This is a genomic window from Deinococcus taeanensis, assembly GCF_020229735.1.
Taxonomy (GTDB): Bacteria; Deinococcota; Deinococci; order Deinococcales; family Deinococcaceae; genus Deinococcus; species Deinococcus taeanensis.
In genome coordinates this window covers 23,900-47,932 of record NZ_CP083459.1, presented here as the reverse complement: position 1 = coordinate 47,932, position 24,033 = coordinate 23,900, and the positions used below count along the sequence as shown (strand labels likewise).

The following is a 24,033-nucleotide window of genomic DNA, read 5'->3' as shown; positions in this document are numbered from 1 at the left end:
GGCGGCGGCGCCTAGCCGCCGAGGTAACTGGCGGTGAGGCTTTCATCGCGGGCGAGGACTGCGGCCGGGCCGCTCATCTTCACCTGGCCAGTTTCGAGCACGTAAGCTTCGTCGCTGATGGCGAGGCTTGCGCGGGCATTCTGCTCGACCAGCAGCACGGTGACCCCGTCGGCCTTCAGGCCCTGCACGATCCGCAGGATGTCCCGCACGATCAGGGGGGCCAGGCCGAGGCTGGGTTCGTCCAGCAGCAGCAGCTGAGGGCGGGCCATCAGGGCCCGGCCAATGGCGAGCATCTGCTGTTCACCGCCGGACAGCGTGCCGGCCAGCTGGGTGCGGCGTTCCTGGAGGCGGGGAAACCGGGCGTAGACGGTGTCAAGGTCTGCGCGCCAGGCGCCGCGCCGGCGGACGTAGGCGCCGAGCTGCAGGTTGTCCTGCACGGTCATTGAGGCAAACAGGTCACGGCGCTCCGGGACCAGGCTGATGCCGCGGGCCACCCGCGCTTCCAGGGGAACGCCACGCAGCGACTCGCCGGCGTATGAGATGTCCCCCTGGGAAGGCAGCACGCCCATGATGGAGTTCATCAGGGTGGTCTTGCCGGCGCCGTTCGCGCCGATCACACTGACGATATGCCCCCGGGGCACCTGGACACTCACGCCGGACAGCGCCTCAACACGGCCGTACCGGGTGTGCAGCGTGCGCACGTCCAGCAGCGGCGCGCGTTCCTGGGGGGCGGCGGGCCCCGTGGGTGGCGTGGGTGAGGTCATGCGGCGCCCTCTTCCATGTCGACCCCCAGGTACGCTTCACGCACAGCGGGATGGGCGCGGATCTCGGCCGGTGAGCCTTCGGCGAGCTTCTCGCCGTAATTCATGACCACCAGACGGTCGACGAGATTCATCACCAGGTCCATGTCGTGCTCCACAATCAGAATGGTGACGCCTTCGTCCCGGAGCCGTTTGAGCAGCGTGGCCAGTTCAAGTTTCTCTCCGTAGCGCAGTCCGGCGGCCGGTTCGTCCAGCAGCAGCAAGGCCGGGTCGGCGACCAGGGCGCGGGCGATCTCAAGAATGCGTTGCTGCCCGAGCGCGAGGTTGCCCGCCAGGGTGAAGGCGTGCTCACCAAGGCCGACCCGCTGGAGCTGGCGCAGCGCCTCGTGCTGCAGGGCGGCCTCTTCGGCGCGCTCGAGGTGCAGCAGACTGGCCAGCATGCCGGCTCGTCCGCGCGCGTACCCGCCCATCATGGTGTTGGCCAGCAGGGTCAGGTCCGGCAGCAGGTGCACATGCTGGAACGTGCGGGCGACGCCCAGGCGGTGAATCTGCCCGGCGCGCCGGCGGGTCACGTCCTGCCCGGCGAAGGTCACCGCACCGGACGTCGCTGGGCTCACGCCGGTGATGAGGTTGAACATGGTGCTCTTCCCGGCCCCGTTCGGGCCGATCAGGCCGAGGATCTCGCCGGTCCGCAGGTCGAAGGAAACGTCGCTCACGGCGCGCAGCCCACCGAACTGCTTCACGGCGTGCTCGACCTGAAGCAGGGGAAGGCCCGGGCGGGGTCTGGCGCGGACCGGCAGGGGCCGGGGGTCCGGCAGCAGCTGAAGTCCACCCTGCGGCAGCCAGCGTTCCAGGCGCGGCCACAGGCCGCGCCGCGCGAACTGCAGCGTCAGGATGATCAGCACCCCGAAGACGATCACCTCGAAATTGCCCTGGGCGCCGAGCAGGACGGGCAGCAGGTCCCTGAGCCACTCGCGCAGCATGGTGATCAGGCCTGAGCCCAGCGCGGCGCCCCAGACGTGACCGGGGCCGCCAACCACCGTCATGAACAGCGCCTCGATCCCGGCCTGCAGGCTGAAGGGGGTCGGGTTCACAAAGCGCTGGCTGTGCGCGTACAGCCAGCCGGCGAGGGAGGCCATCAGTGCGGAGAGCACGAACACCTGAACCTTCAGGCGGAAGGGATCAACCCCGAACGCCTCGGCCACGACGGGTCCGCCGCGCAGCGCCCGCATGGCCCGTCCCGTGCGCGACGAGAGCAGGAACTGCGCGCCGAGGGCCACCACGCCCAGCGACACCAGCGCGAGGTACGCGAAGGTGCGCGGTGAGGTCAGGTTCAGGCCGAACACGGCCACGGGGGGAATGTCGGTCATTCCGGTGAAGCCGCCCAGGGCGGGCGTGTTGCCAAAGACGTAGTACAGGCTGATGCCCCAGGCGATGGTGGCCAGGGGCAGGTAATGGCCCTGCATGCGCAGGGTGACCAGCCCGAGAACCAAGGCGATCAGCGCGGTCATCCCGAAGCCTGCCAGGAGGGTCAGCCAGGGACTCCATCCGGCCTGCGTGGTCAGAACGGCCGTCGTGTACGCACCTACGCCCATGAAGGCCGCTTGCCCGAAGCTCGTCAGGCCGAGGATGCCGGTCAGCAGCACCAGCCCGACGGCCACAATGGCGAAGATGATGATGTTGACCAGCAGCGTGACCTGAAAAAGCGGCAGCGTCACCGGCAGCAGCAGGGCCACCACCACAGCCAGACCCGCAAGAGCGGCGCGGACCGGAAGAGCCGGGCGCTCAGGCGCGGCGGGCGTCATTCCTCGTCCTCGGGGGTGTGGCGGGTCATCAGCGAGCGCCAGAGCAGCACCGGCAGAATCAGCGTAAACACGATCACTTCCTTCCAGCCCGACAGACTGAAGGAGGCGAAACTTTCGATCAATCCCACCAGCAGGGCGCCGGCCGCCGCGAGGGGATAACTCACCAGCCCGCCGATGATGGCCCCGACGAAACCCTTGAGCCCGATCAGGAAGCCGCTGTCATAGGTCATGGCGACCGACGGTCCGATCAGCATGCCGCCCAGCGCGCCGATCAACGCTGCCAGCGTGAAGGTCAGCGTGCCGGCCGACGCCGGGCTGATGCCCACCAGCCGCGCGCCCAGACGGTTGACGGCCGTGGCCCGCAGCGCCTTGCCCGGCATGGTCCGCTCGAAAAAGAAAAACAGCCCCAGCATCAGCAGGGCCGAGACCAGGATCACCAGGAGGCTTTGCCAGCTGAGCGTGACCTGCCCGAGCACCAGGTTGCCCTGCGCGAACGGCGGCGTGCGTGACCCTTCCGGTCCGAAGAACACCAGCGCCAGACCAGTCAGAACGAGGTGCAGCGCCACCGAGGCGATCAGCAGCACCAGCACGGTGGCGTTGAGCAGCGGCTGGTACACCGTCCGGTACAGCAGCGGCCCCAGCGGCCCGACCAGCGCCAAGGTGAGCAGCACCTGCACGGGCAGAGGCGGTTTCAGCGGCACGATCCAGCTGGCCAGGCCCCACAGCGCGGTCCCCAGGACCACCGCGCCGGCCACCGTCAGCGCCGCCCGGCGTGCCTGCCGCCGCTGAAGCTGACTGACCGCTTCCATCACTGCTGCAAGGGCCAGCAGGATCAGCAGCAGACCAAGCGTGCCTGGCACCTTGCCCAGCTGGAACGAAGCCAGCGTCAGGGTTCCGAAAACGACGAACTCTCCCATGGGAATGAAGATGATGCGGGTCACGGCGAACACCAGGACCAGAGCCAGCGACAGCAGCGCGTAGACGGCGCCGTTGGTCAGTCCGTCCGCCGCCAGAATGGGAAAGATACTCGGGTCGAAAATTTGCATTCAGCACATGCCTTTCTGCCGTCCTCTGAGCGGCAGCCAGCGTGAATTCAGATCCCGCCGTCACGCAGGCCGCAGGGCGGTGGTGACAGCGGCGGACTGCACAGGTACGGACGGCCACCGGAGGGCCGTCCGCATGACGTGCCCTCAGCGGCTGGGAAGCAGTTTCCAGGTGCCGTCAACGACCTGCACCATGACGCGGCTGCGGGCGTCCAGACCCAGGTGGTCGGAAGCCGTGAGATTGAAAATGCCGTGCGTTCCGATGACGTTCCGGGTGCCCTCAAGGGCGTCACGCAGCGCCTCGCGGAAGGCGGCCGTGCCGGGTTTGGCTTTCTTCAGGGCCGCGGGAATCGCTTTTTGCATCAGGAGGCCCGCATCCCACATGTGCGCACCGAAGGTGCTGACGCTGTCCTTGCCGTACCTGGCCTCGTACTGGTTCATGTAGGCGAGGCCAACCCTCCGGGTGGGATTGGTGGCAGGCAGCTGATCGGCCACCAGGACCGGTCCGGCCGGAAGGATGGCCCCTTCGACGTCCTTGCCGCCCACCCTCAGAAAGTCAGCGTTGGCCACCCCGTGCGTCTGGTAGATCCTGCCGGCGTAGCCGCGGTCTTTCAGGGCCTTCTGCGGCAGGACGGCCGGCACCCCGGCCGCGCCGATCAGGATGGCGTCGGGCCGGGCGGCCGCGAGTTTGAGCACCTGGCCGGTGACGCTCGTGTCACTGCGGCCATACCGCTCCTCGGCGATGACCTTGATGCCACGCGCCGCGGCATTCTTCTTCAGCTCGTTGGCCCAGCCTTCGCCGTAGGCGTCGTTGAAGCCGATGTACCCCACCGTGCGGATTTTGTTCTGCACCATGTGATCCACGATTGCGGCTGCCATCAGGGCGTCCGTCTGCGGGGTCTTGAAGACCCAGCTGCGTTTGGCGTCGACCGGTTTGATGATGCTTTCAGCGGCCGCGAGGCTGATCATGGGCACCCTGGCCTCGGCCACCACGTCAATCATGGCCAGAGAGGCGGGGGTGGTGGTGGTTCCGATGATCAGGTCCACCTTGCTGTCCTGAATCAACTTGCGGGCGTTGGTGACGGCAGCGGTCGTGTCTGAACCGTCGTCCAGGACCGTGTAGACGATCTTCTGCCCGGCGATGGTCTGGGGCAGCAACGCCACTGTGTTCTTTTCGGGAATGCCGAGGCTGGCGGCAGGGCCGGTGGAGGAAACGATCACGCCGACCCTGATTTCAGCAGCGGCGAGGGATGACAGGGTCAGGACGCTCAGGAGCAGTGCCTTTTTCATGGTGAACCTCCGCGGGAGGGCACGCCGCTCTGGCGCGGCCCCCTTCAGCTGAACTGTTGATGCGCGGAGTATGCCACAGGGAGCCTCACGCCACTGAGTCCCCGCGGCAGACCCCCGGGCAGGTGCCCAGGCACCACACCAGCGGGGCTCCACACGGCACTTCCCGGTCTCTGCAGCCTGAACAGGGGCAGCTCAGGCGCAACCGCAACCGGGTCAGCTTACGTGCTCAGGGGCGTTGCCGCGGGCGCGGTCCTTGACGCCCTGCCGGTGCCGCTGGACCCACCCGATCAGCTCCTTTTGAAAGGCGTACGGGCGCCTCAGGTTCTGCCCGCCAGCGGGGCGCGTCAGCTCTCGCCCGGACGGACCCCCGGCGGCGCCATCACGACACTGGCCACGCGGCACACCTGCGTGGCCCCCACGGTCGTGACGCTGATGAGGCCGTCGCGTTGCATGGCGCGCACAGTGGCATTGATGACCGCCTTGTCCAGATTGAACCGCTGAACGAGGTGGCCGGCTGTCTGGGTCCGGTCGCCGATGGCCGTCAGCAACTCAGGCATCAGGTCATGGCGAACCAGCGCCTCATCAAGCGGGGGGCGGCGCTGGTAGCGCAGGGGGCCAGCACCCGCCACAAGCTCGAGGTCGCCGAGCTCCACGAGCGTGGCCAGCGCGGCGCGGGCCAGCGTGCGGCCGATCTGGCAGTGGTCCATGATCTGCCGTTCCTGCAGGTACCCGCCCGGCTCAATCAGGAACAGGACGTCGCGGAGCAGTGAGGGTGAAACCCCCTGCAGCGGGGGGCCACTCACGCGGGGCCCGATATCGGAAACCGGCAGGGAGGCATGTGCCCATCAGTATGCCGGTTCGAGGCGCGCCTGTGCTGCGCCAGGACCGTGCGTCCGTCCGGGGCGGCTGAGTCCGCACGCCACCCGGCACCTGACGTCCAGCCGCGGTTAACCCAGCACCAGCCAAAGGTTCGCCCAGAAAGCGCCACCACGATGAATCAGGACTCGGGGCACGACTGAACGTACAGAGGGTGGTCCCATTGAGCCATTGAGGGTGACCCATGACCGGGGCCAGCCATGGGTGCGCTGCGGGAACCGTCAGCAGAGGTGCCCTGGTCCAGCGGCAGGGCACGGGGTCGCCCCCAGCGTGGTGAATGCGGCTGGGGGTCGTTGTCAGCAGGCGCGCGGGAAGGAGGGTACCGGAGGCAGCGAAGCTTCTGCCTCCCCGTACCTCCTGCAGGGGGACTTGAGAGGCCGGCACTGACCAGTGCCGGCCTTCAGGGGTTTTACCTGTAGAAGTAAGGGTCGAGCACCGCCACCCGGTGAATCTGATCGACGGGCAGCCCGTTTCGTTCGGCCGCCTGCCGGATCGACTCCGGGGCTGGGCCGTCGTAGATGCAGAAGGTCTTGCGCTTGTCCTCGCTGACATACGAGTGCACCCAGGTGACGCCCAGGTCGGCATTCCGGTCGACGACACCGAGACACGCTGCGGCCCCTTCAGCGTTCATCGGAATCTCAAGTCCATCCGGGAAGGTCCGTTCGACCATGTAACGCGGCATGTCATCCTCCTGCAGGAGCGTGAATGTGATCCTGCTGAGTGAATTGTCCACCCGGCCGGGCGGCCCGCGCATCGGGAAAATTCCCTATGGGGAGTGGTCCGGTTCCCCATGCGTGATCAGACCCAGCCGATCTCCTTCACGGACCGCTTCCATCCGGTTGCGCACGGCCAATTTGGAGAGCAGTGACGAGACGTGATGACCGGCTGTTTTCGTCGACATCCCAAGCTCCCGTGCAATTTCGGCGTCACGCAGGCCTTGGTGCAGCAGGCGCAACACCTGCATCTCGCGGGGGGTCACGCGGGCAGGATCAGGGCCTGCGGCCTCCCGTGGCGCCCTGAAAGGGCCTTTCACCCCCAGTTGCCGGAGCTGCTGGGTCACGTGCGTGGCGGCCGGACGTGCGCCGAGCGACTCAAACAGACCCAGCGCCTGTTTCAGCGCGGCTTCGGTGTGGCCTTCGGCGAACGCTCTGGCCGCTTCATACGGGCAGTTCAGCTGCGTCCACAGCTGCGCGGCGTCCTGCCACCGGCCGGCCATCTGCAGGGCGTAAGGCTCGGCCAGGTCGTGGGCGGCGACGGCGTGCCCGGCCTTCCACTGCCAGTACGCCAGCTCCCCCATAAACCACGGGTGATGGTGCCGGGAGGCCAGCGGGTATGCGGCGTGGGCTTCCTCGAACGTCCGGTCAGGGTCTGCGCTCAGCCACGCCGCTTCTGCGCGCGCTGCCCGCACAGGGGCCAGGCGCTGAAGTGTGCCGGTCTGGGTGGCCATGGCCAGCGCCTCATCCAGAGCGGGCCAGACTTCAGGATCCCCTCGCCGGGTCCTGACACGCCCCAGGGCCACGAGCGCCATGATCCGGCTTGTCGCGGCGGTTCCTGGGCGCGCGGTGACCGTCAGCGCCAGCTCCGCCGCCTCGCGCCAGCGGCCCTGGTGAAGGTGAGACAGGGCCTGCCAGGCGAGCATGTAGAAGCGGTGGCCGTCAATGTCGTGCTCAGCGCAGTACCGGAGGCCCTCCGAGAAATACTGATCGGCCCGGGTGAACTGGTACAGCTCGCCGGCGACGGAGCTCAGCATCCGGTACGCGAGGGCCACGTGATCGTCCAGTTGAGCTTCCCGGGCCAGCGTGAGGCTGCGTTCCAGCAGCGTCCGTCCCTGCTCATTGTTCGTGAGGAGCATCGCGGTGCCCACGGTGTTCAAGGCGAGCACCAGCATGGCCTGGTCCTGGTGCTGCTCGGCCAGCGTGACGGCCTGCTGGCCCCAGCGGATCGCCTGAAGGTTGTCGCGGTTCAGCATGCGCAGGTGCGCCTGGCAGCTGTAGGCAAAGGCCAGCCGTGGTCCAGGGGGGCCTTCGGTCAGGATCGACAGGGCGTTGGCGCTGGACTGCTCCGCCTCGGCGTTGCGGCCCATGCCGACCAGCAGACGGGCGAGGTGGGCGTGGGTTTCGCCCTCCCGGTCGCGGTGGCCGGTCTGCTGCCAGAGGCGCAGCGCCGAGGAACGCGCCTGAAGGGCTTCAGCGAGATCGTCGGTGATGAAGCACTGCTCGGCGTAGTCTTCCAGCAGCTGGGCGCGGTCTTCGGGTGACAGCGCCGCGGCGTGGCGAAGCGCCCGTGCGAACTGGGCGCGCGCCTCACGGTGAGCTTTGAGCGCGGCTGCTTCCCGGCCGGCCAGCCGCGCGTAGTGGCAGGCCAAAGGGACATCGTTGGCGGCCTCCGCATGATCCGCGAGTCTCGCGACGTCGTCAGGTCGCCTGGTCACAAGCACGTGCAGCGCCTGCTGGTGAAACCTCAGTCGCCAGGACGGCGCCGTGCTCTCCAGGATGGCCTGGCGCGCCAGCTCATGGCGGAAGGTGAACCGGTCACCCCGGGTCTGCAGAACCCCGAGGCTCAGGCACTCGTCGGCCGCGTCCGCACTGAATGGCAGCAGCTCCTCCAGAAGCCAGGGCTCGATGCGGGTTCCGATGACAGCCGCAGCTTCCAGCGTCCTGCGGGCCGGCGGGGACAGGCGGGCGGCGCGTGCCAGCACAGCGTCACGAATGGTGGGCGGCACCGTTCCCAGTCCGCTGGCGATCACCTCCGTGATGTAGAAGGGATTCCCTTCGGTGGTCTGGTATAGCGCGGCGGGGTCGATATGATGAACCTCGGCGAGGTCCCGAACGGCGCTCTCGGACAGCGCAGACAGCGTCAGCCGCCGGACGGCCGGCGTCGTCGCGAGATCCCCCACCACGGCCCGCAGAGGATGCGTGGGGCCGACCTCGTCGTCCCGGTAGGAAGCGATCAGCAGGGTCCGGCTCTGGTCAAGGCGCCGTCCCAGAAACCGCAGGAGGTCAAGCGTCGCGTCATCCGCCCAGTGAACGTCCTCGAAGATCACGACCGGCGCCCTGCGGTCGTTCGTCAGGTAGGCGAGAAAAGCGCGGAAGGCCTGTTCACGCTGACCGGGTTCAAGCAGCAGGTGCTCGAAGGTGACCCCCAGGAGGGGGGCGATGTCCAGCAGCGGCCCGAGGGGCCTTGGTGTGGAAAGCGGGTCGCACGCCCCCTGAAGCACCGGGCCCGGCCGGGCCAGCCGACTCACGAAGGACCGCAGAAATACGGTTTTCCCCACGCCAGCCTCGCCGGCCAGAAGAACGAGGCGGCCTTTGCCCGCCGCGGCCTCACCCGACCACGCCAGCAGCTGATCCAGGGGAGCGGCCCGTTCCAGCAGAGTCATAGTCAGTTCAGTTTAAAACCCAGCCTGGCAGGAAACCCCGCCCGCCGCGTTCTTCACCGGCCTGGTCCGGCCCTATTCAGACCCCCAAGTTGGGAGGCCAGCCCACGGGCACCGGCCAGACGGGGGCGCTCATCCTCTTTTTCAGTTGCAGGCTGCTCATCAGCCTGGTGGCGGCCAGGCCGGCGCCGGGATCACCCGACACTGATCCAGGTCTTCTTGGCACGGCTCTTGGCGGTGTCGTGTCTTTCGCGGGCGGTGAGGCCAGGGAGCCGCCAGACCAGGCCATCCCGGAGCTGGGAGGCGGCCATCACGGGGACACGCAGCCGGAGGGCCAGGCGTGCCCACACGGAAGAGTGCGTGGGGCCGCTCTGTATCCTGGGCGCATGAGCGCCCGTCCCCTGATCGGCCTGAGCACCTCCCAATTCACCGATGCGCTGGCAAGAGGCGTAAACGGGGCGCCCCGCCGCTACGCCGAAGCGGTGGAACTTGCAGGCGGCATCCCGGTGCTGCTCCCCAACCTGACAGACGTCGCGGAGGACTACGCAGGGCGCGTGGACGCAGTGCTGCTGACCGGCGGCGTTGATGTTCATCCGCGGCACTATGGGCAGACGCCGAAGCGGGGACTGGGAGAGGTGGACGAGGAACGCGACGCGTTCGAGCTGGCGCTGTACCAGGCGGCACGCACCCTGGGTAAGCCCGTGCTGGGCATCTGCCGCGGCATGCAGCTGATAAACGTGCTCGAAGGCGGCACCCTGCACCAGCACCTGCCGGACGTCCCGGACGCCTGGGTGGATCACGCGCAGGTCGCGCGGGCACCCGGCCTGGGGCACGAAGTCCATTTCGTGCGTGGTTCGTTTCTGGAGCGCGCGCACGGCGCTGCCGCGTTCCTGAACTCCTACCATCATCAGGCGGTGGACGTCGTGGCGCCCACCCTGCGGGCAACGGCCACAGCTGCCGACGGGATTGTCGAAGGCGTCGAAGGTGAGGGTCTGATCGGCGTGCAGTGGCATCCGGAGATGCTGTTCACGCGGCATCCGCACGCCCTGGGAACCTTCACGGCCTTCATGGACCTGCTGCGGGTGTTGAGCTGAAGAGGGGCGACGGGAGGACCTCCTCTCACTGCTCACTGCGCTGGGTGAACCGGGTCGGCAGGCGGTCTGGGGGGCCGGAAGCGTGAACTCGGAAAGGCGGCGCCCCCAGGGCCGGGTCCCGCATGGACGGCAGGCAGGTGAACCGCGTGGTCAATTCGATTCGTGTCTCCCTGGTTTACCTGCCTCGTCAGTGATCTCCAGTCCAGAGGCCAGGGGGCGGACGGCCCGCCCTGACCGTGACCCTCCGCGTGGCCAGGGTGCGGGGCGCGTTGCAGCAGCGGGGCCAGCCCGACCGCCACCGCGGCGACGGCGCCTGAGACGGTAAAGGGCAGGTGCAGCCCCTCCACCTGAGCCGGCAGGGGCGCCACGCCCTGGACGATGAGGCTGCCCGCCACCACGGTGATCAGCAGCGCGGTTCCTGCGGCGCCGGCCACCTCCTGCAGGGTGTACAGGATGGCGCTGCCATGCGAGCACAGCGCCGGCGGTAGTGGTCCCAGGGCGCTCGTGAGGAACGGCGTAGCAGGGTCCACACGGGGGTGGTGAGCTCAATTTGTCCGAGAGCGACAGGACCAGGGTCATCGGCAGCGTCCCGGGACTCACCAGGGGCCGCGGGCCGGCCCGGTCGTACCAGCGACCGACCGGCGGTGCGAGCAGGCCCATCAGGTGGCCGCCCGGCAGCAGCCTGGTCCGCAGGGTGTTCAGGCCGGGCAGGTTCTGCAGGTACAGAGGCGGCAGGATCGCGCAGCTTCAGACACAGAGATGCGCCGGACAACTGCGTGTGCCGCAGCGGCCCTGATCTCAGTCACCCAGACGCCGGGCGGGCACCTTTCCCGCAACCTGCTGCGGGTCACCGCGGTCCAGCAGAACCTGGGTCAGGTTCAGGGGGACTGGACGTAAACCGAGCGTCTGCCCGCGCTTCTCCGGGGGCCAGACCCGGCCGAGCCGCGGCCCTCTGGCGCGACCTGGGACAGCACGCGGCGGCCGAGTGACCGCAATCCGGGCAGGTCGGCCTCGAGCAGCGTGGCCGGCTGCCCCGGACCTTACCCGCCTCAAGCGACGGGTGCATCGCAGTAGACGCTTCGCTGCCCTATGCTGACCACGACCTGCCAGCCGCTCCCACCGTCCGGACCGGATTCCGGACGCGCTCACCGCCGAGTGCACCAACAATGTCCCCCGCCCCTGCCCAGAGGACCCCATGATCTCAACTCAGACCGCCACTCCGGCCACGCTTGACATGACCTCAGGCCCTTCACACCCCGGCCCTCTCAGAACCCGCTTTGCTGATTCGTCCACGGGTGGCTGGCATGGACCGTCCAGTCAGGCGCCCTGGCACCCCGCTCCCGGCCGGAGGATCAGATGACCCGGCCCGTCCGGGTCGGTGTGATTGGCCTCGGGGCGATCGGCCAGAGTCTTCTGAAGGCGTTGACCGCCGATCCTGACGTGCAGGTCGCCGCCGTCTGCGACGTGCAGGGCGCCCTGGCGGAAGCCACCGCCCAGCCGCTCGCCGCCTCCGCCTGGAGCGACCACCGCCGCATGCTCGCCGGGGTGGACCTGGACCTCGTGTATGTGGCGGTGCCGCCTCGGTACCATCACGCTGTCGCGCTGGATGTCATCGCGGCCGGGCGCCACATTCTGTGCGAGAAACCGCTCGCCCTCACGCTCAACGAAGCGCAGGACCTGCACCGCGCCGCGCAGGCCGCGGGCGTCGTTCACGCCCTGAACCTGCCTCTGCACCGCGATCCGGGCATCGAGACCTTCCGGCGGCTCGCGCAGGAGGAGCACCTGGGCACCCTTCGCCGCGGCGAGCTGACCCTGGTGTTTCCGCAGTGGCCGCGGGCGTGGCAGCACAACCCGTGGATCGGTGGGCGCGAACAGGGCGGCCCGATCCGCGAGGTTGGACCGCACCTGCTGCACGTCATTCTGGCCACGCTGGGACCGGTGGGGCGGGTGTGGGCACACACCGAGTACCCCGCAGGTGACCCCGCCGCGTGTGAAACCGCGGCGTTCGGTACGCTTGAACTGGCAGGTGGCCCTCTGGTGACGGTGTCGTGCCTGACGAACCTGCCGCGCCCCGAGCAGGTGAGCTTCACCCTGTACGGCTCGGCCGGCACTGCCGGGCTGGTGAACTGGGCGCAGCCGGTCGCGGCGGCCGGTGAGGCGCCACTCGAACCCGTTTCAGTGGACGCTCCGCGCGTGCCCGCCGGGACCCGCCTGGTGCAGGCACTGGTGCGCCGCGTCCGTGGGGAACCAGCTGACCTGGTGGACTTCAGCATGGGCGTCCGCATTCAGGCCCTTCTGGACGCCTGGGAACGCTCCTCTGACGCAGGCACCTGGGTCGACGTGACGCCCACGTGACCCTCCTGCCAGGCGAGGGGCCAGCCCTTTGCTCTTCAGGGCGCTGACCTCAAACATGCACTCATGCACGCGCCGCACAAACCGCTCGGGGCCCTTGATGCCTAAACTCCCGGAGGGCCAGTGAACGCCTGGCCTTCAGCTGGCGGTACTGGCGGCGCTCCAGATGCTCCGGCCGGGTGTCTTCCGGGCCGGAGATGATCCGCAACTCCTCGCGGCCCCGCACTTGATGGCCGGCTGCACCAGGCCGCGTCAGTGCCGGGAGTCCGTTCAGAGGAAAGTACCGGAAGTCCGCTTCCACCCTCATAGTGTCGGGCGCATTGGACGCAGAGGACCTGAGCGCCGATGAGTTCAGGTCCTCGCTTGTGCAGCAACAGGGCCAGTTTGTCTTCGTCAATGCAGCAGTTCGTGCAACCCTCGAGCCGGACAGAGCGGGCGCCTGCACGAAGGCAGGGGAAAGAAGACTGAAGTACCCCTACGTCAAATCCTTCAGCCGGAGGGTCACCAGCAGGTTACTCAGCGCGCGGGTGGTTTCACCCCCAACTTCACCCGGCAGGTGGCTGGCGTCCCGCGCCTCCTCGAGCTGCCGGGTGAGCCGCTGAAATTCCTGCTCGAAGAAGGCCGCGTCCCCTCTGAAAGGCTCCTTCTCCGCACCGCTGCGTTTCTGGGCCATCAGTTCGTCGAGGTACGGCAACCTGGCCTCTTCGTTCAGAACGCCGAGGTTCGCCTGGATTTCGCCTGTCTTCATCAGGTGCAGTCCGGTGAGCAGCGTGCGGAAGGTGTATAGCAGCGGCTTGACCCGTGGGGGGCTTTCCCCGGCGAACAGTCGCCACTGGTTGGCACTGAATCCCAGGTAGTGGTGGGCGTGATGCCGGGTCACGCAGCGGGCCGCGAGCGTCCGGAGCTCCGCGTGCGCTGGGCTGGTGTGCACGACCAGAGGAGAGTGCAACTGCTCGAGGACGTAGCCGTTGCGTTTGAGCATCAGGCGGAAGAACTTAGAGGCGTCGTGAGTGACGAGGTCAAGCTCGATCTCAGTGCTGTAGGGAGCCATCTGCAGGTGCTCCAGACGCGGGTCGTTCATCAGCTGGACGGTCTCCTGCCCGCCCATCAGTCCCAGCACTTCGCGCGCGGGCAGGAGATGCACGCCGCGCAGATCCCAGTCGCTGTCCGGGCTAGGGAAGCCGTACAGGTGAGCGCCACTGATGGTGGCGAACAGCAGCGGGTAAGGGTGGTCCTGGACAGCTGCGGTGAGGGCGCCGGGGAAATTCACGATTCCACCTCCAGCATGCTGCGCCGCGCGCGGAGCAGGAACGCATTGACGCGCGCGTAGTCCGGGCGTTCAGGCAGCGTGCTTCGCGGCAGGGCCCGGTCAAAGCGGGCGTGCAGGTCCAGCCGCCAGGCGTCGATCTCGGCCCAGGGCACCTCGCCACGCTTGATGGCCAGAAGGCCAGCTTTGTGCTCACCGACATGCACCATGACCTCACCCTGCTCCAGCACGGCCACGCCGGACAGCAGCAGGCGGATCAGGTGCATAACGTGCTTCCAGCGGACTTCGCCGCGGTTGCGCAGGTCGGCCTGCATCCGCTTGAACTGCGAGAGGACGTACCCGTTGTACGTCTGGTACACCAGCGTGGAGAGGAAGGCGTCGCGCATGCCCAGCAGGTCCTGGGCGACCGGGCCAGCGGTCTCCACCAGGGGGGTGTAGAGGCACTCGAGGACGTTCGGGTTGGCTTTCAGGGCGAGCGTCACGAATTTCTGCAGTTCCCAGTAGGTTTCCTGCGTCTCGTCGTTCTCCAGCTGCTCCGGCACGCCCCACAGACTCCAGTGCCGGTCGGCCGGCGGCAGGTAGAAGCCGCGCCGGTCCGTGTCGCTGCCCTCGGTGTCCAGGCCGAACGCACGGGAGCCGACGACGCAGCGGTACTGCACCCACTGCGTCCAGTCCGGCGCCGGTGGCTGGTCCGGGTTGCTGTGATGCCGCTGGATGTCGAGGTCCCGGCGGAGGAACGCCGACTGCACCCCATCAGGAAAGCTGACCCGGTAGGCGTGGTTCAGGTCGGCCGGGGCGCTGACCACACGTCCGACGGCGCCCGCCGGGCGACTCACTTCGCCGCTCGGGGCGTGCAGGGCGATTCGCGTGACCACCTGGGTGCCGGTCGGCAGGGGACTGAGATCGGTGTTCATAGGGCCTCCAGGCGGAACACGGCCATCTGCGTGGGCGGCCCCAGATGCGCATCGACTTCGCCGACGTCCTGAAAGGTCACGGCGTAACCGAACTCGTCCGCCACGCGCTCCGCCCAGGGCTGGAACTGAGCGCGGGTCCATTCGAAACGGTGGTCGGCGTGGCGGGTGTCGCCCGCCGGCAAGCTGGCCCAACGGGCGTTGAACTCCTCGGTCGGGGTCTTGACCACGACCGTGCTCGGGCGCGCGTCGCCGAACACCACCCGTTCCAGCGTCCAGAGCCGGCCCTCGTCGAGGTGTTCAATCACTTCCACCAGCGCCGCAGCCTCGAACCCCTGCAACCGGGTGTCCCGGTACGTGAGGGAGCCCTGGGTGAGCGTCAGGCGGTTGCGGTAGGACTCCGGCAACTCGTTTAACCGCAGGTTGTCGCGGGCCCGGGCGAGGACCCGCGGACTGACGTCCAGCCCCAGGAGCCGTGTGAACTGCCGTTCGGGCAGGAGTTTGGCAAGAAGATTGCCCTCCCCGCAGCCCAGATCGAGGACCGTGACGGCCCCGCTGGCCACCAGGGCGGCTTTGAGCGCCTCGAGGCGCTGTTCGTTCAAGGTAGGCGTGGCCGGACGCTCGGACCCGGGTCCATCGTCATCGGTAAAGTGCGCCTGCGCGGCCCGTTGCAGGGCGCGGCGGTGCTTCAGGAACCGGCGGGTGATCAGGTCACGCTCCGGGTGGGCGTCCAGCCAGCCGGCCCCGTAGCGCAGGAGCTTGTCGATTTCTGCCTCGTCGACGTAGTAGTGCTGGGTGTCGTCCAGGACTGGAATGAGGACGTAGAGATGTGCCAGCAGGTCCTGGAGGCGGACGGTGCCTTCGAGCTTCAAGTCGAGATAAGGGCTCTGGCCCCATTCCGGGAAGGACTCGTCCAGCAGGGTCGTGCCCGCTGTGACCTGGTAACCGAGTGGCCGGAACATGCGCTCAGCCAGACTGACGTCGCCGCGAGACGGGAGGGCGGGCAGGTGGACTTCGAAAGGCAGGGTCTGCGCGGCCAGTTCGGGGCGTTCTTTGCTGCGGCCGGTCATGGCTGTGCCGAAACCTTCGCGCATGGCGCTGCTCAGGAAGCTCGACGCGGCGTAAGGACGGTCGTTGACGTACGGCTCCAGCGGTAATCCGCTGGCGCCAGCGCGGCCGCGTGACAACACCACCGAGTCCACTTCGACGAGCAGGGCGACGGTACAGCGCTCTGGTGTCGCCTCCGGGTAGAACACGTGCCCCTGGCCCACAGGCAGATCGAAGCGGGAGGGGCGGGCTGGGTTCTTGTGCAGGAGGTAGCCGAGGTCGGTGGCGGGGGCGTGGGTGGTGAGGATGGTCAGCAGCATAGGCGTCCTTTCGTGAGGTTCAGCCTACTGTCGGGGGCGCCGTATTCCATCGGCACTCTTGCGTAATGGGGCAGCTCGTCGGCGAGCAAGAGGGCGTGGGGGAGATCAGCGGATCAGGAGCTCTTCAGGGGTTCGCTGCAGCCCGGCCCGGTAGCCCTCGACCGTCTGACCCTCCGTGGTGTTCGGGTGCACCTGAAGCAGCCGGCGCCAGGTCTGGACGGCCTGGTCGTCAATCATCACCATGGGTTTGGGCAGGAACGCCAGGAACACGTCTTCCAGGCCAACCTCCCGCGCACTCTCCTGAGCGTAGGCAGCCCCGCCGGACGACCAGCAGTACAGGTGAGCGCCCTGCTCGTACAGTGTCCGCACGTGCCGGATAACGGCGGGCATGGGGATGCGGGCCCGCCCGTGGTTTCGAATCAGGGTTTCGTCCACATCGACATACACGATGAGGGGCGTCCGGGTGGTCATGGCAAGCAGTGTAGGCGGCGTTGCTTTGCCCATTTGCCCAGGCCCGGTCTGACATTCAGCCCAGCATGTGCGGGTGTCTCACTCGCTCATAGCCTGACAGGAGGGGAGAGGCGGGGGCCGCCATCCACCTTTTGATCCAGGGCGAACCAGGGTGTTATGACATGGGACACTGCCCTCGTGTCGATCAGTCGCCAGGAAGCGAACCTTGCCATTTTGGAGCGGCTGCTCGAAGCCGTGGAAGCAGAGCCTGACCAGCGGTTCGGTCAGCTGTTATGGAATTTCGGCGTGCTGATGCCTGGAGAGGAAGGAGGCATCCAAGACCCATATAACGATGAATCTGCGGTTCTCCTTCGTCGGATGGAGAAGCGCAAGCTGGAGATCAAAGTCCGGCGCGTCCAGGGTTAGCGGACCTGCACCAGTTGTTCGGGGCGCGAGAGATCCCAGCGAAAGGGTCACATGTTGCTTAAGCCTCGTCCGTGGTGATCTGCGCCTTGAGCGGCCCCAAGCGCGTCTGGAGAAAAGCGCTGTATTCGTCTTTCATCGGGAGGTCGCGGTCCACCTTGACCCGGCGGCGTTGGGCCAGGACACGTTGTCCGGTCAGCGGATTCATGCCCTCCTTGTCGTAGGTCTCCCAGTACAAGCCTACGCCTCGCCGTTGCCAGGCCGGCAGTTCATTGAAGTTGATCCCGCGCTGGTAGAGAAGTTCGTTCTTGAATGCGGTGGTCTGGCGTTCGAGTGTTTGGGTGGCCTCAGCCACGCTGGCACCCTCCTGGCGGAGCGTCCAGTACGCCCAGCCGTTCAAGGCACAGCGCGTCGCATCGGATTGACGCCAGCGGAAGTAGTCGAGAACGTCCTGCTCAGTCACGCCGATCCAGACGCGGCTGTCGAACGTCGCCCGCTCCCCGCAGGCCAGGGTGAAGGTGGCGCTGGCGGTGGCGGCACTCAGGCTGACGAGCTTCTCGACTTCCCGGTCGAACATGGTCCAGGAGGGCGGAAAGAGCACGCTGATCTCATCACTCTCGGTGTAGGCGTAGATCCCTTGAAACTCTTCCAGCAGGGCCTGGGCTGTAGTCACCATGAGGCGGCCAAAGCGGTCGTCGAAGGGTTTGTCGAAGCGCTCCTGAGTGAAGCGGGAGAAGCCGCGCCCGTCCACCCGGAGGACCACCCAGGCGCCGGGGACAATCTTGAGGTTGTGGTAGTACTCGAGGGCGCGCAGGCGCGCCTCGAAGGTGTCGTTGTTCATTGAGGCTCCAGCGGCAGGATCTCGAAGGCTCCCTCGGGGGTGAGGTAGACGGTGAAGAGGCGGTCGAAGCCTTCCTCGAGGGTGGGGGGCTGCCAGCGTTTGGCGATGGCGTAGATGGCGACGTCCGGGACGCGGGCCTTGCCCTCGCGGCCGGCGTTGCGCTCGATGGAGGCCGGAACGTCAAGAGCGAACACGTAGCCGGTCACCAGGGCGCCGTACGCCTGAGCAAACGCAATGGCGCCTGCACGGTCACCGACCGTGGGATTGGTGTTGTCTGGCACGACGTTGCGGCCGGCCTGGAGGGCATCCTGGAGCAGCTGCTGCTGGCGGCGGGCCTTGTTCCGGTTGTTGGGGAACAGATCTTTGCTGACGTGCGCGTGTGCTTCGGCGAAGCGGGCCCGGTAGAAAGTGGTCTTGCCGCTTCCAGGCAGCCCCACGAACACCACGAGCTCCAACGGATGACCTGCAGGAGTCACGGCTGGGTGGTCAGCGAGGATGTCGCAATGTGAACTGCCGGAGCAGCCGGACGCCTTCCGGAATCCCGAGATGGGAATCGACCAGCGTGCGGGCTTCATCCATGGTCTGCGGAGCGTATCCTGGCCCGCTGCAGCCACACGACCCGAACACCAGGCCGTGGGCCGCCAGGTACTCCGCTTTCTGCCAGGCCAGCAGGTCGGTTCGGTGAGGGGCTTTGAAATCGTGCCCCATGATCGTCATGGTGACCCCGCACTGCGGGCAGATTTTCGTGGCGCCGTTGGCTCTTCGGCTAGGGGCCTTAAAGGTCTTCCGGCACGAGAAGCACGCGTAGTGCGTTTTGTAGGGGGTCAGGGCGTAACGGCACATGGGAACCTCCCCAGGAGTGTAGGGAGGGCGTCTGGCGGAGTCATGGGCCGGACGGCCTACGCCATGGCGCGTGAAGGGAGGCCGCGCGTGACCTATTGATGACGCCAGAGGTTCGAACCGGAGGCGGCTGACGCCCTGATGGTGGGCCCAAACCTCGGGTGCTCTTTGGTGAGTAGGTACCTCCAGACGGGTGCGGCGATCAACCAGTCTGGGTCCCGGGATATTGAGCGAAAAAAGCATTCCTGGCTTCTGAACTGAAGAACACCACAAGGTTGTCTGCTATGCCACCAATCTGAAGCGTTTCGGGATCGACTTCGCCCGTGACCACGAACACTGAAGTCCGGGAGGAGTCTCACCGAGCGGCATACGGCGCGGCAACACCTGAAGTCTGGGAAGAGGTCATCACACACTTCCCAGACATGCGCCGGTAGGTCGCGCAGAACAAGACGATTCCCTCAGCGGTCATGGAACAGCTTGCCCGCGACCCGGACCCTCAGGTCCGGTCCGTCATCGCGTCCCGCCGCGCGTGTCCAGAAGCAGTTATGCAGCGCCTCATGACGGACGGTGATGAGAGGGTCCGGGCCCGATTGGCCTATAACCCCGGACTGCCTGTGGATCTGCTGATCCAGCTGGCGTCCGATCCATCAGCGCTGGTGGCGGAAGGGGCAATGGCCAGGCTGAGGAAGCCTTGAACCGGCAGGATCATTCCCAACTGGAAATGACCCTGGTGATTCTCCTGCGCTCCGGTCCATAACACGCAAGTGCGGCTTCCTGAAGATCGCCTCATTGGTACTCTGGGAGCTCCGGGAGGCTCCGTCATGCAGCACGTCGCCAAGAAACCCTCCACGAAGACAGTCGCGGTTCAGACGCGGCCGATTCTTCAGGCCTCATCCACCGTCACGCCCGCCGTTCAACGGCAGCAGCAGGTCCAGCGGGACCTCCAGCGCTTCACTGCCCGTCCCACTTCCGTGCAGCTACAGGTCGCCGCCCCTGCTCTCCGGGCTGCACGCCTGCACGCTCAGGAAATTGGTCAGATCGCAGCACAACAGCAGACCGTCCAGCGGCAGGTCACGGCCCTAACCGCAGCGCTGCCGGATGGTGCTGTTCAGGCCGCCCTGCAACGCCAGGCGCAGTCGTCCGTGCCTGTTGCCGTGATCAGGACGCCCCAGTCCCCTTCAGACTGGGTGACGGTGATGCGACAGCGGGCGGAACAGGTCGAAGGGCAGCGGCTGGATCCCAAGGCGTATGGGCAGTTCACGGCCCTGCAGCGGCAGGTGGCCGGGCAGCTCACTACGGCCTTCAAACAGGATCGTCAGCCTGCGGCCGAGCGGCACCAGGCCTTCGCAGCTCACCTCGCCAGCCTGCAGCGGCACCCGTTGAGCCGGCCCGTAGTACAGGTGGTGCTGGGCAGCCTCCCCGCAGGGGAACGCCCGGCAATTCAGTGCGCCGTGGGTGAGGTGCAGGAGCGGGAAGCGCTGCAACGCCAGCAGGACGGGCAGGCCCTGTCGTTGCACAGCCTGCAGCGGCAACTGGCGGAGCTGGACGAGCAGGCCACGAAGCCGGTTATGGAACGCATCCAGGCCAGGCGAGGGAGCGGGAACCCCCTCCCGGCCGCGGTGCAGCGTCATCTGGAGCAGGGCCTGAACCATGACCTCAGCCGCGTGCGTATCCACGACGACGCCGAGGCCGACAAGCTGGCCAAGGGCGTGAACGCGGTGGCCTTCACGACGGGCACGGACATTTACTTCCGTTCCGGGAAATTCAACCCGAACACGAAGTCCGGACTGGAACTGCTCGCGCACGAGGTCACGCACACCGTCCAGCAGGCTCAAGGCAAGGTCGGCCGAGGTATCGACCCGGATGCCGGTCTGGAAGCCGAGGCGCAGTCGATGGGGTCGAAGCTCGCCCGGGTGCTGCCCAGCGCGAAGAGCCTGATGCCGCCCAGTCCCCACGCTCCCGGCGTGTACACCAAGGCGGCTGCCCTGCAGCGGGCCCAGGAGGGGGCCACACAGGCCTTCGCCCTCAAACCCCTGTACGACCTGCAGCCCCAGGCGGTGCAGCGCCTCGGCAACCCGTTCAAGTGGGTGGGAGACAAGGTTCAGGACGGCGTGCAGGCAGTCGCCAACAAAGGCAGGGAGATGATCGCCGGCGCCCTCACGCAGATTCCCGGGTACCGGGAACTCACGCTGGCGTTCGGGAAGGACCTCGTCACTGGGAAGGCGGTCGCGCAGAACCCGAACACCATCCTCGATACGCTGACCAGTTGGGTCCCGGGGCCGCTCAAGGACATCCTCAAGGCGCTGAAGGAAACGAACGCCCTTCCAAAAGCCTGGGCGTGGTTCAAGGCCGAACTCGCCAAACTCAACCTCGCCGGCGTCCTCGGCGAAGTGGCGAGTGCCATCGGCAAGGCCGACCTGGGCGCGGCGAAAACGGCCGTCACGAGCCGCATCGGGGGCCTGAAGGCGCTGATCGTTGGCAGCGCGAAGAAGATCGCGGAGATCGGCCTGACCGCCCTGGCCGCCGGGCTCGGTCCGGTCGGGCAGGGCGTGATCGCCCAACTGCGGAAGAGCGGAGACCTGATCATCCAGGTCCTGAAGAACCCCGCGAAGTTCGCCGGGAACCTCCTGAACGCCCTGAAAGGCGGCTTCAAGAGCTTTGCCGGCAACGCCCCGAAGCACCTGCAGACCGGCCTGGGGCAGTGGCTGACCGGGGCGAGCGGCATCACCTTACCCGCCAAGCTCGACCTGCAGGGCGTGTTCATGACGGCCCTGAGCGTGATGGGCCTGACCTATCAGGCGATGCGCGGCCGACTGGTCAAGGCGATGGGCCCGAACGGCGAGAAGCAGGTCCGGGCGGCCGAAGGGACCCTGGACGCCCTGAAAACCCTGATGGGCGGCCTGCACAAGTCCGGCGAGATGAAGGCCAACCAGGCGCCAGTGGGCAACGAAGTGGTGGCCGGCCTGAAGAGCGAGGTCACCAAGAGCGTGGTGATGGCGGGCATCACGAAGGTCGCGAGCATGCTCATCCCGGGTGGCGGCTTCGTTCAGGCGCTGATCGGGGCGTTCCGGAGCGTGCAGTTCGTGATCGAGCAGGGCAAGCAGATCATGGGCGTGATCACCAGTGCCGTGCAGAGCGTCGGGGCCATCGCCGAGGGGAACATCGGCGCGGCGGTCAAGGGCGTGGAGAGCACGCTGGCGCGCAGCATCCCGGTGGCGTTGGGCTTCCTCGGCAAGGTTCTGGGGCTGGGGAACATCGGCGCCAAGGTCAAGACCGTGATTGGGAAGGTCCGAGGAAAACTGGAGGCCCTGCTCGACAAGGCCGTCGCACGCATCAAGAAGCTCATCGGTACTTCCAGGAAGCCCGCCGTGATTGGAACTCAGCCGACCACTTCGAGGGAACACGACCGTGCGGTCAGAGCCGGCCTGGACGACATCCCGAGGCTTGAGGCGAAGTACACTGTGAAGGGCGTCCTTCCGAAGAACGCAGCGAAACGCGTAGCAAAGGCAATCCAGCAGAAGCACCGGATCTTCAGCAAGGTGATCGCCCATGTGAACCAGGGGGAACGCGCCCGGTACGAGTGGTTCGCCTCCCACGGCTGGGAGGATGGGGCGAAGAAGCTGGGGGCGCGCATCGATGTTCAGGCAGAGCTGCAGGCGGCGAAGGCGGCGGCCCCCGCCAACTGGACGGCCGTGTTCGCCACTGGTGGGAAGAAACTTCAGTGCCTGCCGGACCCTGCCGGGAACACCAGTCTGACGTTGAGGCGCACCTGGCAGGAGAGCGGCCGGTCCACCCGCAGCATCCTCGACCGGCTCGAGGTGGCCATGGAAAAGACCCTGCTTGCCTCGAAGCCGGCGCTGAGCGCTGACCGTCGCCTGCTTGAAGCAGAGATGGCGAAGCTGGCCCAGATCGTCTTCAGCAAGATTGCCGACCGGCCCCTCTTCTACGTCAAGTGGACGGAGATTCCCAGAAAACTCAAGCCTGGGCCGCACATGCTGGTGCGCGATCCATCCCAGAAGATCACGAAGTACGCGGATCACGCGAAATCTGCGATGGACGACACCCTGACCGGGCTGTCTGGAGAGATCCACCACGCCGTCTCGCTGTACCTGGGCGGCGGAAACAGCGCGAAGAACCTGATCGCGGCGGTCGGCAAGGCGCGGATTGCCGACACGGCTCACAACATTCTGCACGACGTCTTGGACACCACCGTGGTTCGTGCCGCCCTCACCGGGCTGGCGGACGACTACGCTCTGACGTGGTCGAGTCTGGCCAGCACCTTCGACGATTCGGCCCTGAAGATCCTGATCGGCACCTGTACCGACGACGGCGACATCACCTACAAGGAAACCGGAGTGGACTTCCAGAAACCATGATGAAAGCGACCCAGATTCAGTTTGAGCTCGGCGTGGTCGAGGCCGCACGTCTCCACGAGGAGGACCTCTTCGTCCGGACGTACGACGCAGTGGCCCGCGTGACGCCCGAGGGGACAGTCACCGTCCTGCACACCTTCGACCCTCAAAGCCCGCTTGCGTTCAAGGGACTTGTGCTCGTGGATGGAAGGCTCTTTACCATCGACCGGCCCCTGAACGGCCCCCCGACCCTAATCGAGCTCTCCCCTGGCGGCGAGCTCAGGCGGCACGCGGCCCTGACCCTTCACAACCCCACCGGCCTCACTGCCCTGGGGGTGCAGCCCCTGGTCCTGGATCAGCAGCCGCCAGTGACGAGCTTCCTCCTGTGGAGGGGGGACCGGGAGCAGCTCCTTGCCGAAGCCAGAAGTCTCACGCACTGGGAGGTGACCGGCAGGGCCCTCACCTTCAGTGACGCAGAAGGGCTCCACCGACGTGATCAGGAGGGACGGAGCGTGCTGGATGACCGGGCTGGCATCCTCACCTTCGATCAGGCGGGTCACCGGGTGATTCAACGACTGGACGAGGGTCAGCCCGTCTTCGACGTGATCACTCCCGAATCCTCCTATACCGTGACGGGTGTCAACCGGCCCGTGGCACTCCACGCACTCACTGTGGGGACTTTTGTTCGCTTTCAAAACCGCCTGGCGCCGATCGGAGCACCCGAGGATCTCCAGACCCTTCCGAACGCCACAGACCTGGGGACCGTCACTGAAGTGAGTGGTGGCCTGGCCTTTGTCGACGATGACCGTCAGCTCCGGTGGAGTGTGGACGCGCTTCACTGGGAGAGCCTGGAGACCGATGTTCGTGCGTCGGACGTCGCTCCAGCCGGTGTTTCGGATCTGGTTGTTTCTGGACGCCGAGCTTCTTCCTGGGTGAAGATCGAGCCGTCGCATCGCTGAGATGACATGGCTGCATCTCAAAGAAA

21 protein-coding genes are annotated in these 24,033 nt (G+C 66.9%); 6 read left to right on the top strand and 15 right to left on the bottom strand.

Annotated features, from left to right (window positions below):
* Window positions 1–11 precede the first annotated feature (11 nt).
* The 7 genes from LAJ19_RS19745 to LAJ19_RS19715 all read right to left on the bottom strand — a co-directional run bounded on the left by LAJ19_RS19745 (window position 12) and on the right by LAJ19_RS19715 (window position 9,154).
* Window positions 12–764, bottom strand: coding sequence for an ABC transporter ATP-binding protein (locus tag LAJ19_RS19745; RefSeq protein ID WP_225524722.1), 753 nt, complete (start codon window positions 762–764; stop codon window positions 12–14).
* A complete protein-coding gene (locus tag LAJ19_RS19740; protein WP_225524721.1) occupies window positions 761–2,566 on the bottom strand; it encodes a branched-chain amino acid ABC transporter ATP-binding protein/permease in 1,806 nt (601 codons plus the stop codon). Before LAJ19_RS19740 ends, LAJ19_RS19745 begins: the two co-directional genes overlap by 4 nt.
* Window positions 2,563–3,612, bottom strand: a complete 1,050-nt coding sequence (locus LAJ19_RS19735; protein WP_225524720.1) for a branched-chain amino acid ABC transporter permease — start codon at window positions 3,610–3,612, stop codon at window positions 2,563–2,565. The genes LAJ19_RS19740 and LAJ19_RS19735 overlap by 4 nt, the downstream gene beginning before the upstream one ends.
* Window positions 3,613–3,756: 144 nt before the next feature.
* Complete coding sequence (locus tag LAJ19_RS19730) at window positions 3,757–4,899, bottom strand: ABC transporter substrate-binding protein (protein ID WP_225524719.1); 1,143 nt, start codon at window positions 4,897–4,899, stop codon at window positions 3,757–3,759.
* Window positions 4,900–5,243: 344 nt separating this feature from the next.
* Window positions 5,244–5,702 carry a hypothetical protein gene (locus tag LAJ19_RS19725; RefSeq protein WP_225524718.1) on the bottom strand — a complete coding sequence of 153 codons (459 nt, stop codon included), beginning with the start codon at window positions 5,700–5,702 and terminating at the stop codon, window positions 5,244–5,246.
* Between the two features lie 482 nt (window positions 5,703–6,184).
* On the bottom strand, window positions 6,185–6,457 hold the full coding sequence (locus tag LAJ19_RS19720) for a DUF4242 domain-containing protein (RefSeq protein WP_225524717.1): 273 nt from the start codon (window positions 6,455–6,457) through the stop codon (window positions 6,185–6,187).
* Window positions 6,458–6,541: 84 nt separating this feature from the next.
* A complete protein-coding gene (locus LAJ19_RS19715; protein WP_225524716.1) occupies window positions 6,542–9,154 on the bottom strand; it encodes an ATP-binding protein in 2,613 nt (870 codons plus the stop codon).
* 383 nt (window positions 9,155–9,537) lie between these two features.
* Between LAJ19_RS19715 and LAJ19_RS19710 the strand changes: the two genes are divergently transcribed.
* Both LAJ19_RS19710 and LAJ19_RS19705 read left to right on the top strand, forming a co-directional pair.
* Window positions 9,538–10,245, top strand: coding sequence for a gamma-glutamyl-gamma-aminobutyrate hydrolase family protein (locus LAJ19_RS19710; RefSeq protein WP_225524715.1), 708 nt, complete (start codon window positions 9,538–9,540; stop codon window positions 10,243–10,245).
* Window positions 10,246–11,601: 1,356 nt separating this feature from the next.
* Entirely contained in the window at window positions 11,602–12,600 is a 999-nt protein-coding gene (locus LAJ19_RS19705; protein ID WP_225524714.1) for a Gfo/Idh/MocA family protein, read from the top strand.
* Between the two features lie 61 nt (window positions 12,601–12,661).
* Here LAJ19_RS19705 and LAJ19_RS21975 read toward each other — a convergent pair whose 3' ends face one another.
* The 5 genes from LAJ19_RS21975 to LAJ19_RS19685 all read right to left on the bottom strand — a co-directional run bounded on the left by LAJ19_RS21975 (window position 12,662) and on the right by LAJ19_RS19685 (window position 16,613).
* Window positions 12,662–12,904 (bottom strand): hypothetical protein, encoded by a 243-nt coding sequence (locus LAJ19_RS21975; protein WP_349774866.1) that lies wholly within the window; start codon window positions 12,902–12,904, stop codon window positions 12,662–12,664.
* A gap of 168 nt (window positions 12,905–13,072) precedes the next feature.
* A complete protein-coding gene (locus tag LAJ19_RS19700) occupies window positions 13,073–13,867 on the bottom strand; it encodes a nucleotidyltransferase domain-containing protein (protein ID WP_225524713.1) in 795 nt (264 codons plus the stop codon).
* On the bottom strand, window positions 13,864–14,778 hold the full coding sequence (locus LAJ19_RS19695) for a nucleotidyltransferase domain-containing protein (RefSeq protein ID WP_225524712.1): 915 nt from the start codon (window positions 14,776–14,778) through the stop codon (window positions 13,864–13,866). Before LAJ19_RS19695 ends, LAJ19_RS19700 begins: the two co-directional genes overlap by 4 nt.
* Window positions 14,775–16,142, bottom strand: a complete 1,368-nt coding sequence (locus LAJ19_RS19690; protein WP_225524711.1) for a 3' terminal RNA ribose 2'-O-methyltransferase Hen1 — start codon at window positions 16,140–16,142, stop codon at window positions 14,775–14,777. The genes LAJ19_RS19695 and LAJ19_RS19690 overlap by 4 nt, the downstream gene beginning before the upstream one ends.
* A gap of 105 nt (window positions 16,143–16,247) precedes the next feature.
* Entirely contained in the window at window positions 16,248–16,613 is a 366-nt protein-coding gene (locus LAJ19_RS19685) for a DUF705 domain-containing protein (RefSeq protein ID WP_225524710.1), read from the bottom strand.
* A gap of 177 nt (window positions 16,614–16,790) precedes the next feature.
* Between LAJ19_RS19685 and LAJ19_RS19680 the strand changes: the two genes are divergently transcribed.
* On the top strand, window positions 16,791–17,018 hold the full coding sequence (locus tag LAJ19_RS19680) for a hypothetical protein (RefSeq protein WP_225524709.1): 228 nt from the start codon (window positions 16,791–16,793) through the stop codon (window positions 17,016–17,018).
* A gap of 58 nt (window positions 17,019–17,076) precedes the next feature.
* On the opposite strand, the gene LAJ19_RS19675 is transcribed toward LAJ19_RS19680, so the two are convergent.
* From LAJ19_RS19675 to LAJ19_RS19665, 3 genes are read right to left on the bottom strand one after another with little or no spacing between them, the layout of a single operon-like run.
* On the bottom strand, window positions 17,077–17,856 hold the full coding sequence (locus tag LAJ19_RS19675) for a tRNA(His) guanylyltransferase Thg1 family protein (RefSeq protein WP_225524708.1): 780 nt from the start codon (window positions 17,854–17,856) through the stop codon (window positions 17,077–17,079).
* Entirely contained in the window at window positions 17,853–18,332 is a 480-nt protein-coding gene (locus tag LAJ19_RS19670; protein WP_225524707.1) for an AAA family ATPase, read from the bottom strand. Before LAJ19_RS19670 ends, LAJ19_RS19675 begins: the two co-directional genes overlap by 4 nt.
* A gap of 10 nt (window positions 18,333–18,342) precedes the next feature.
* The gene (locus tag LAJ19_RS19665; protein ID WP_225524706.1) at window positions 18,343–18,699 is read right to left on the bottom strand and encodes a hypothetical protein; all 357 of its coding nucleotides are present in this window, start codon (window positions 18,697–18,699) and stop codon (window positions 18,343–18,345) included.
* 464 nt (window positions 18,700–19,163) lie between these two features.
* Here LAJ19_RS19665 and LAJ19_RS22205 point away from each other — a divergent pair, with 464 nt between their 5' ends.
* From LAJ19_RS22205 to LAJ19_RS19650, 3 genes are all read left to right on the top strand, one after another.
* On the top strand, window positions 19,164–19,391 hold the full coding sequence (locus LAJ19_RS22205; protein WP_432804267.1) for a hypothetical protein: 228 nt from the start codon (window positions 19,164–19,166) through the stop codon (window positions 19,389–19,391).
* A gap of 126 nt (window positions 19,392–19,517) precedes the next feature.
* Window positions 19,518–23,072, top strand: coding sequence for an eCIS core domain-containing protein (locus LAJ19_RS19655; RefSeq protein ID WP_225524705.1), 3,555 nt, complete (start codon window positions 19,518–19,520; stop codon window positions 23,070–23,072).
* Window positions 23,069–24,007, top strand: coding sequence for a hypothetical protein (locus tag LAJ19_RS19650; RefSeq protein ID WP_225524704.1), 939 nt, complete (start codon window positions 23,069–23,071; stop codon window positions 24,005–24,007). Before LAJ19_RS19655 ends, LAJ19_RS19650 begins: the two co-directional genes overlap by 4 nt.
* Window positions 24,008–24,033: the final 26 nt, after the last annotated feature.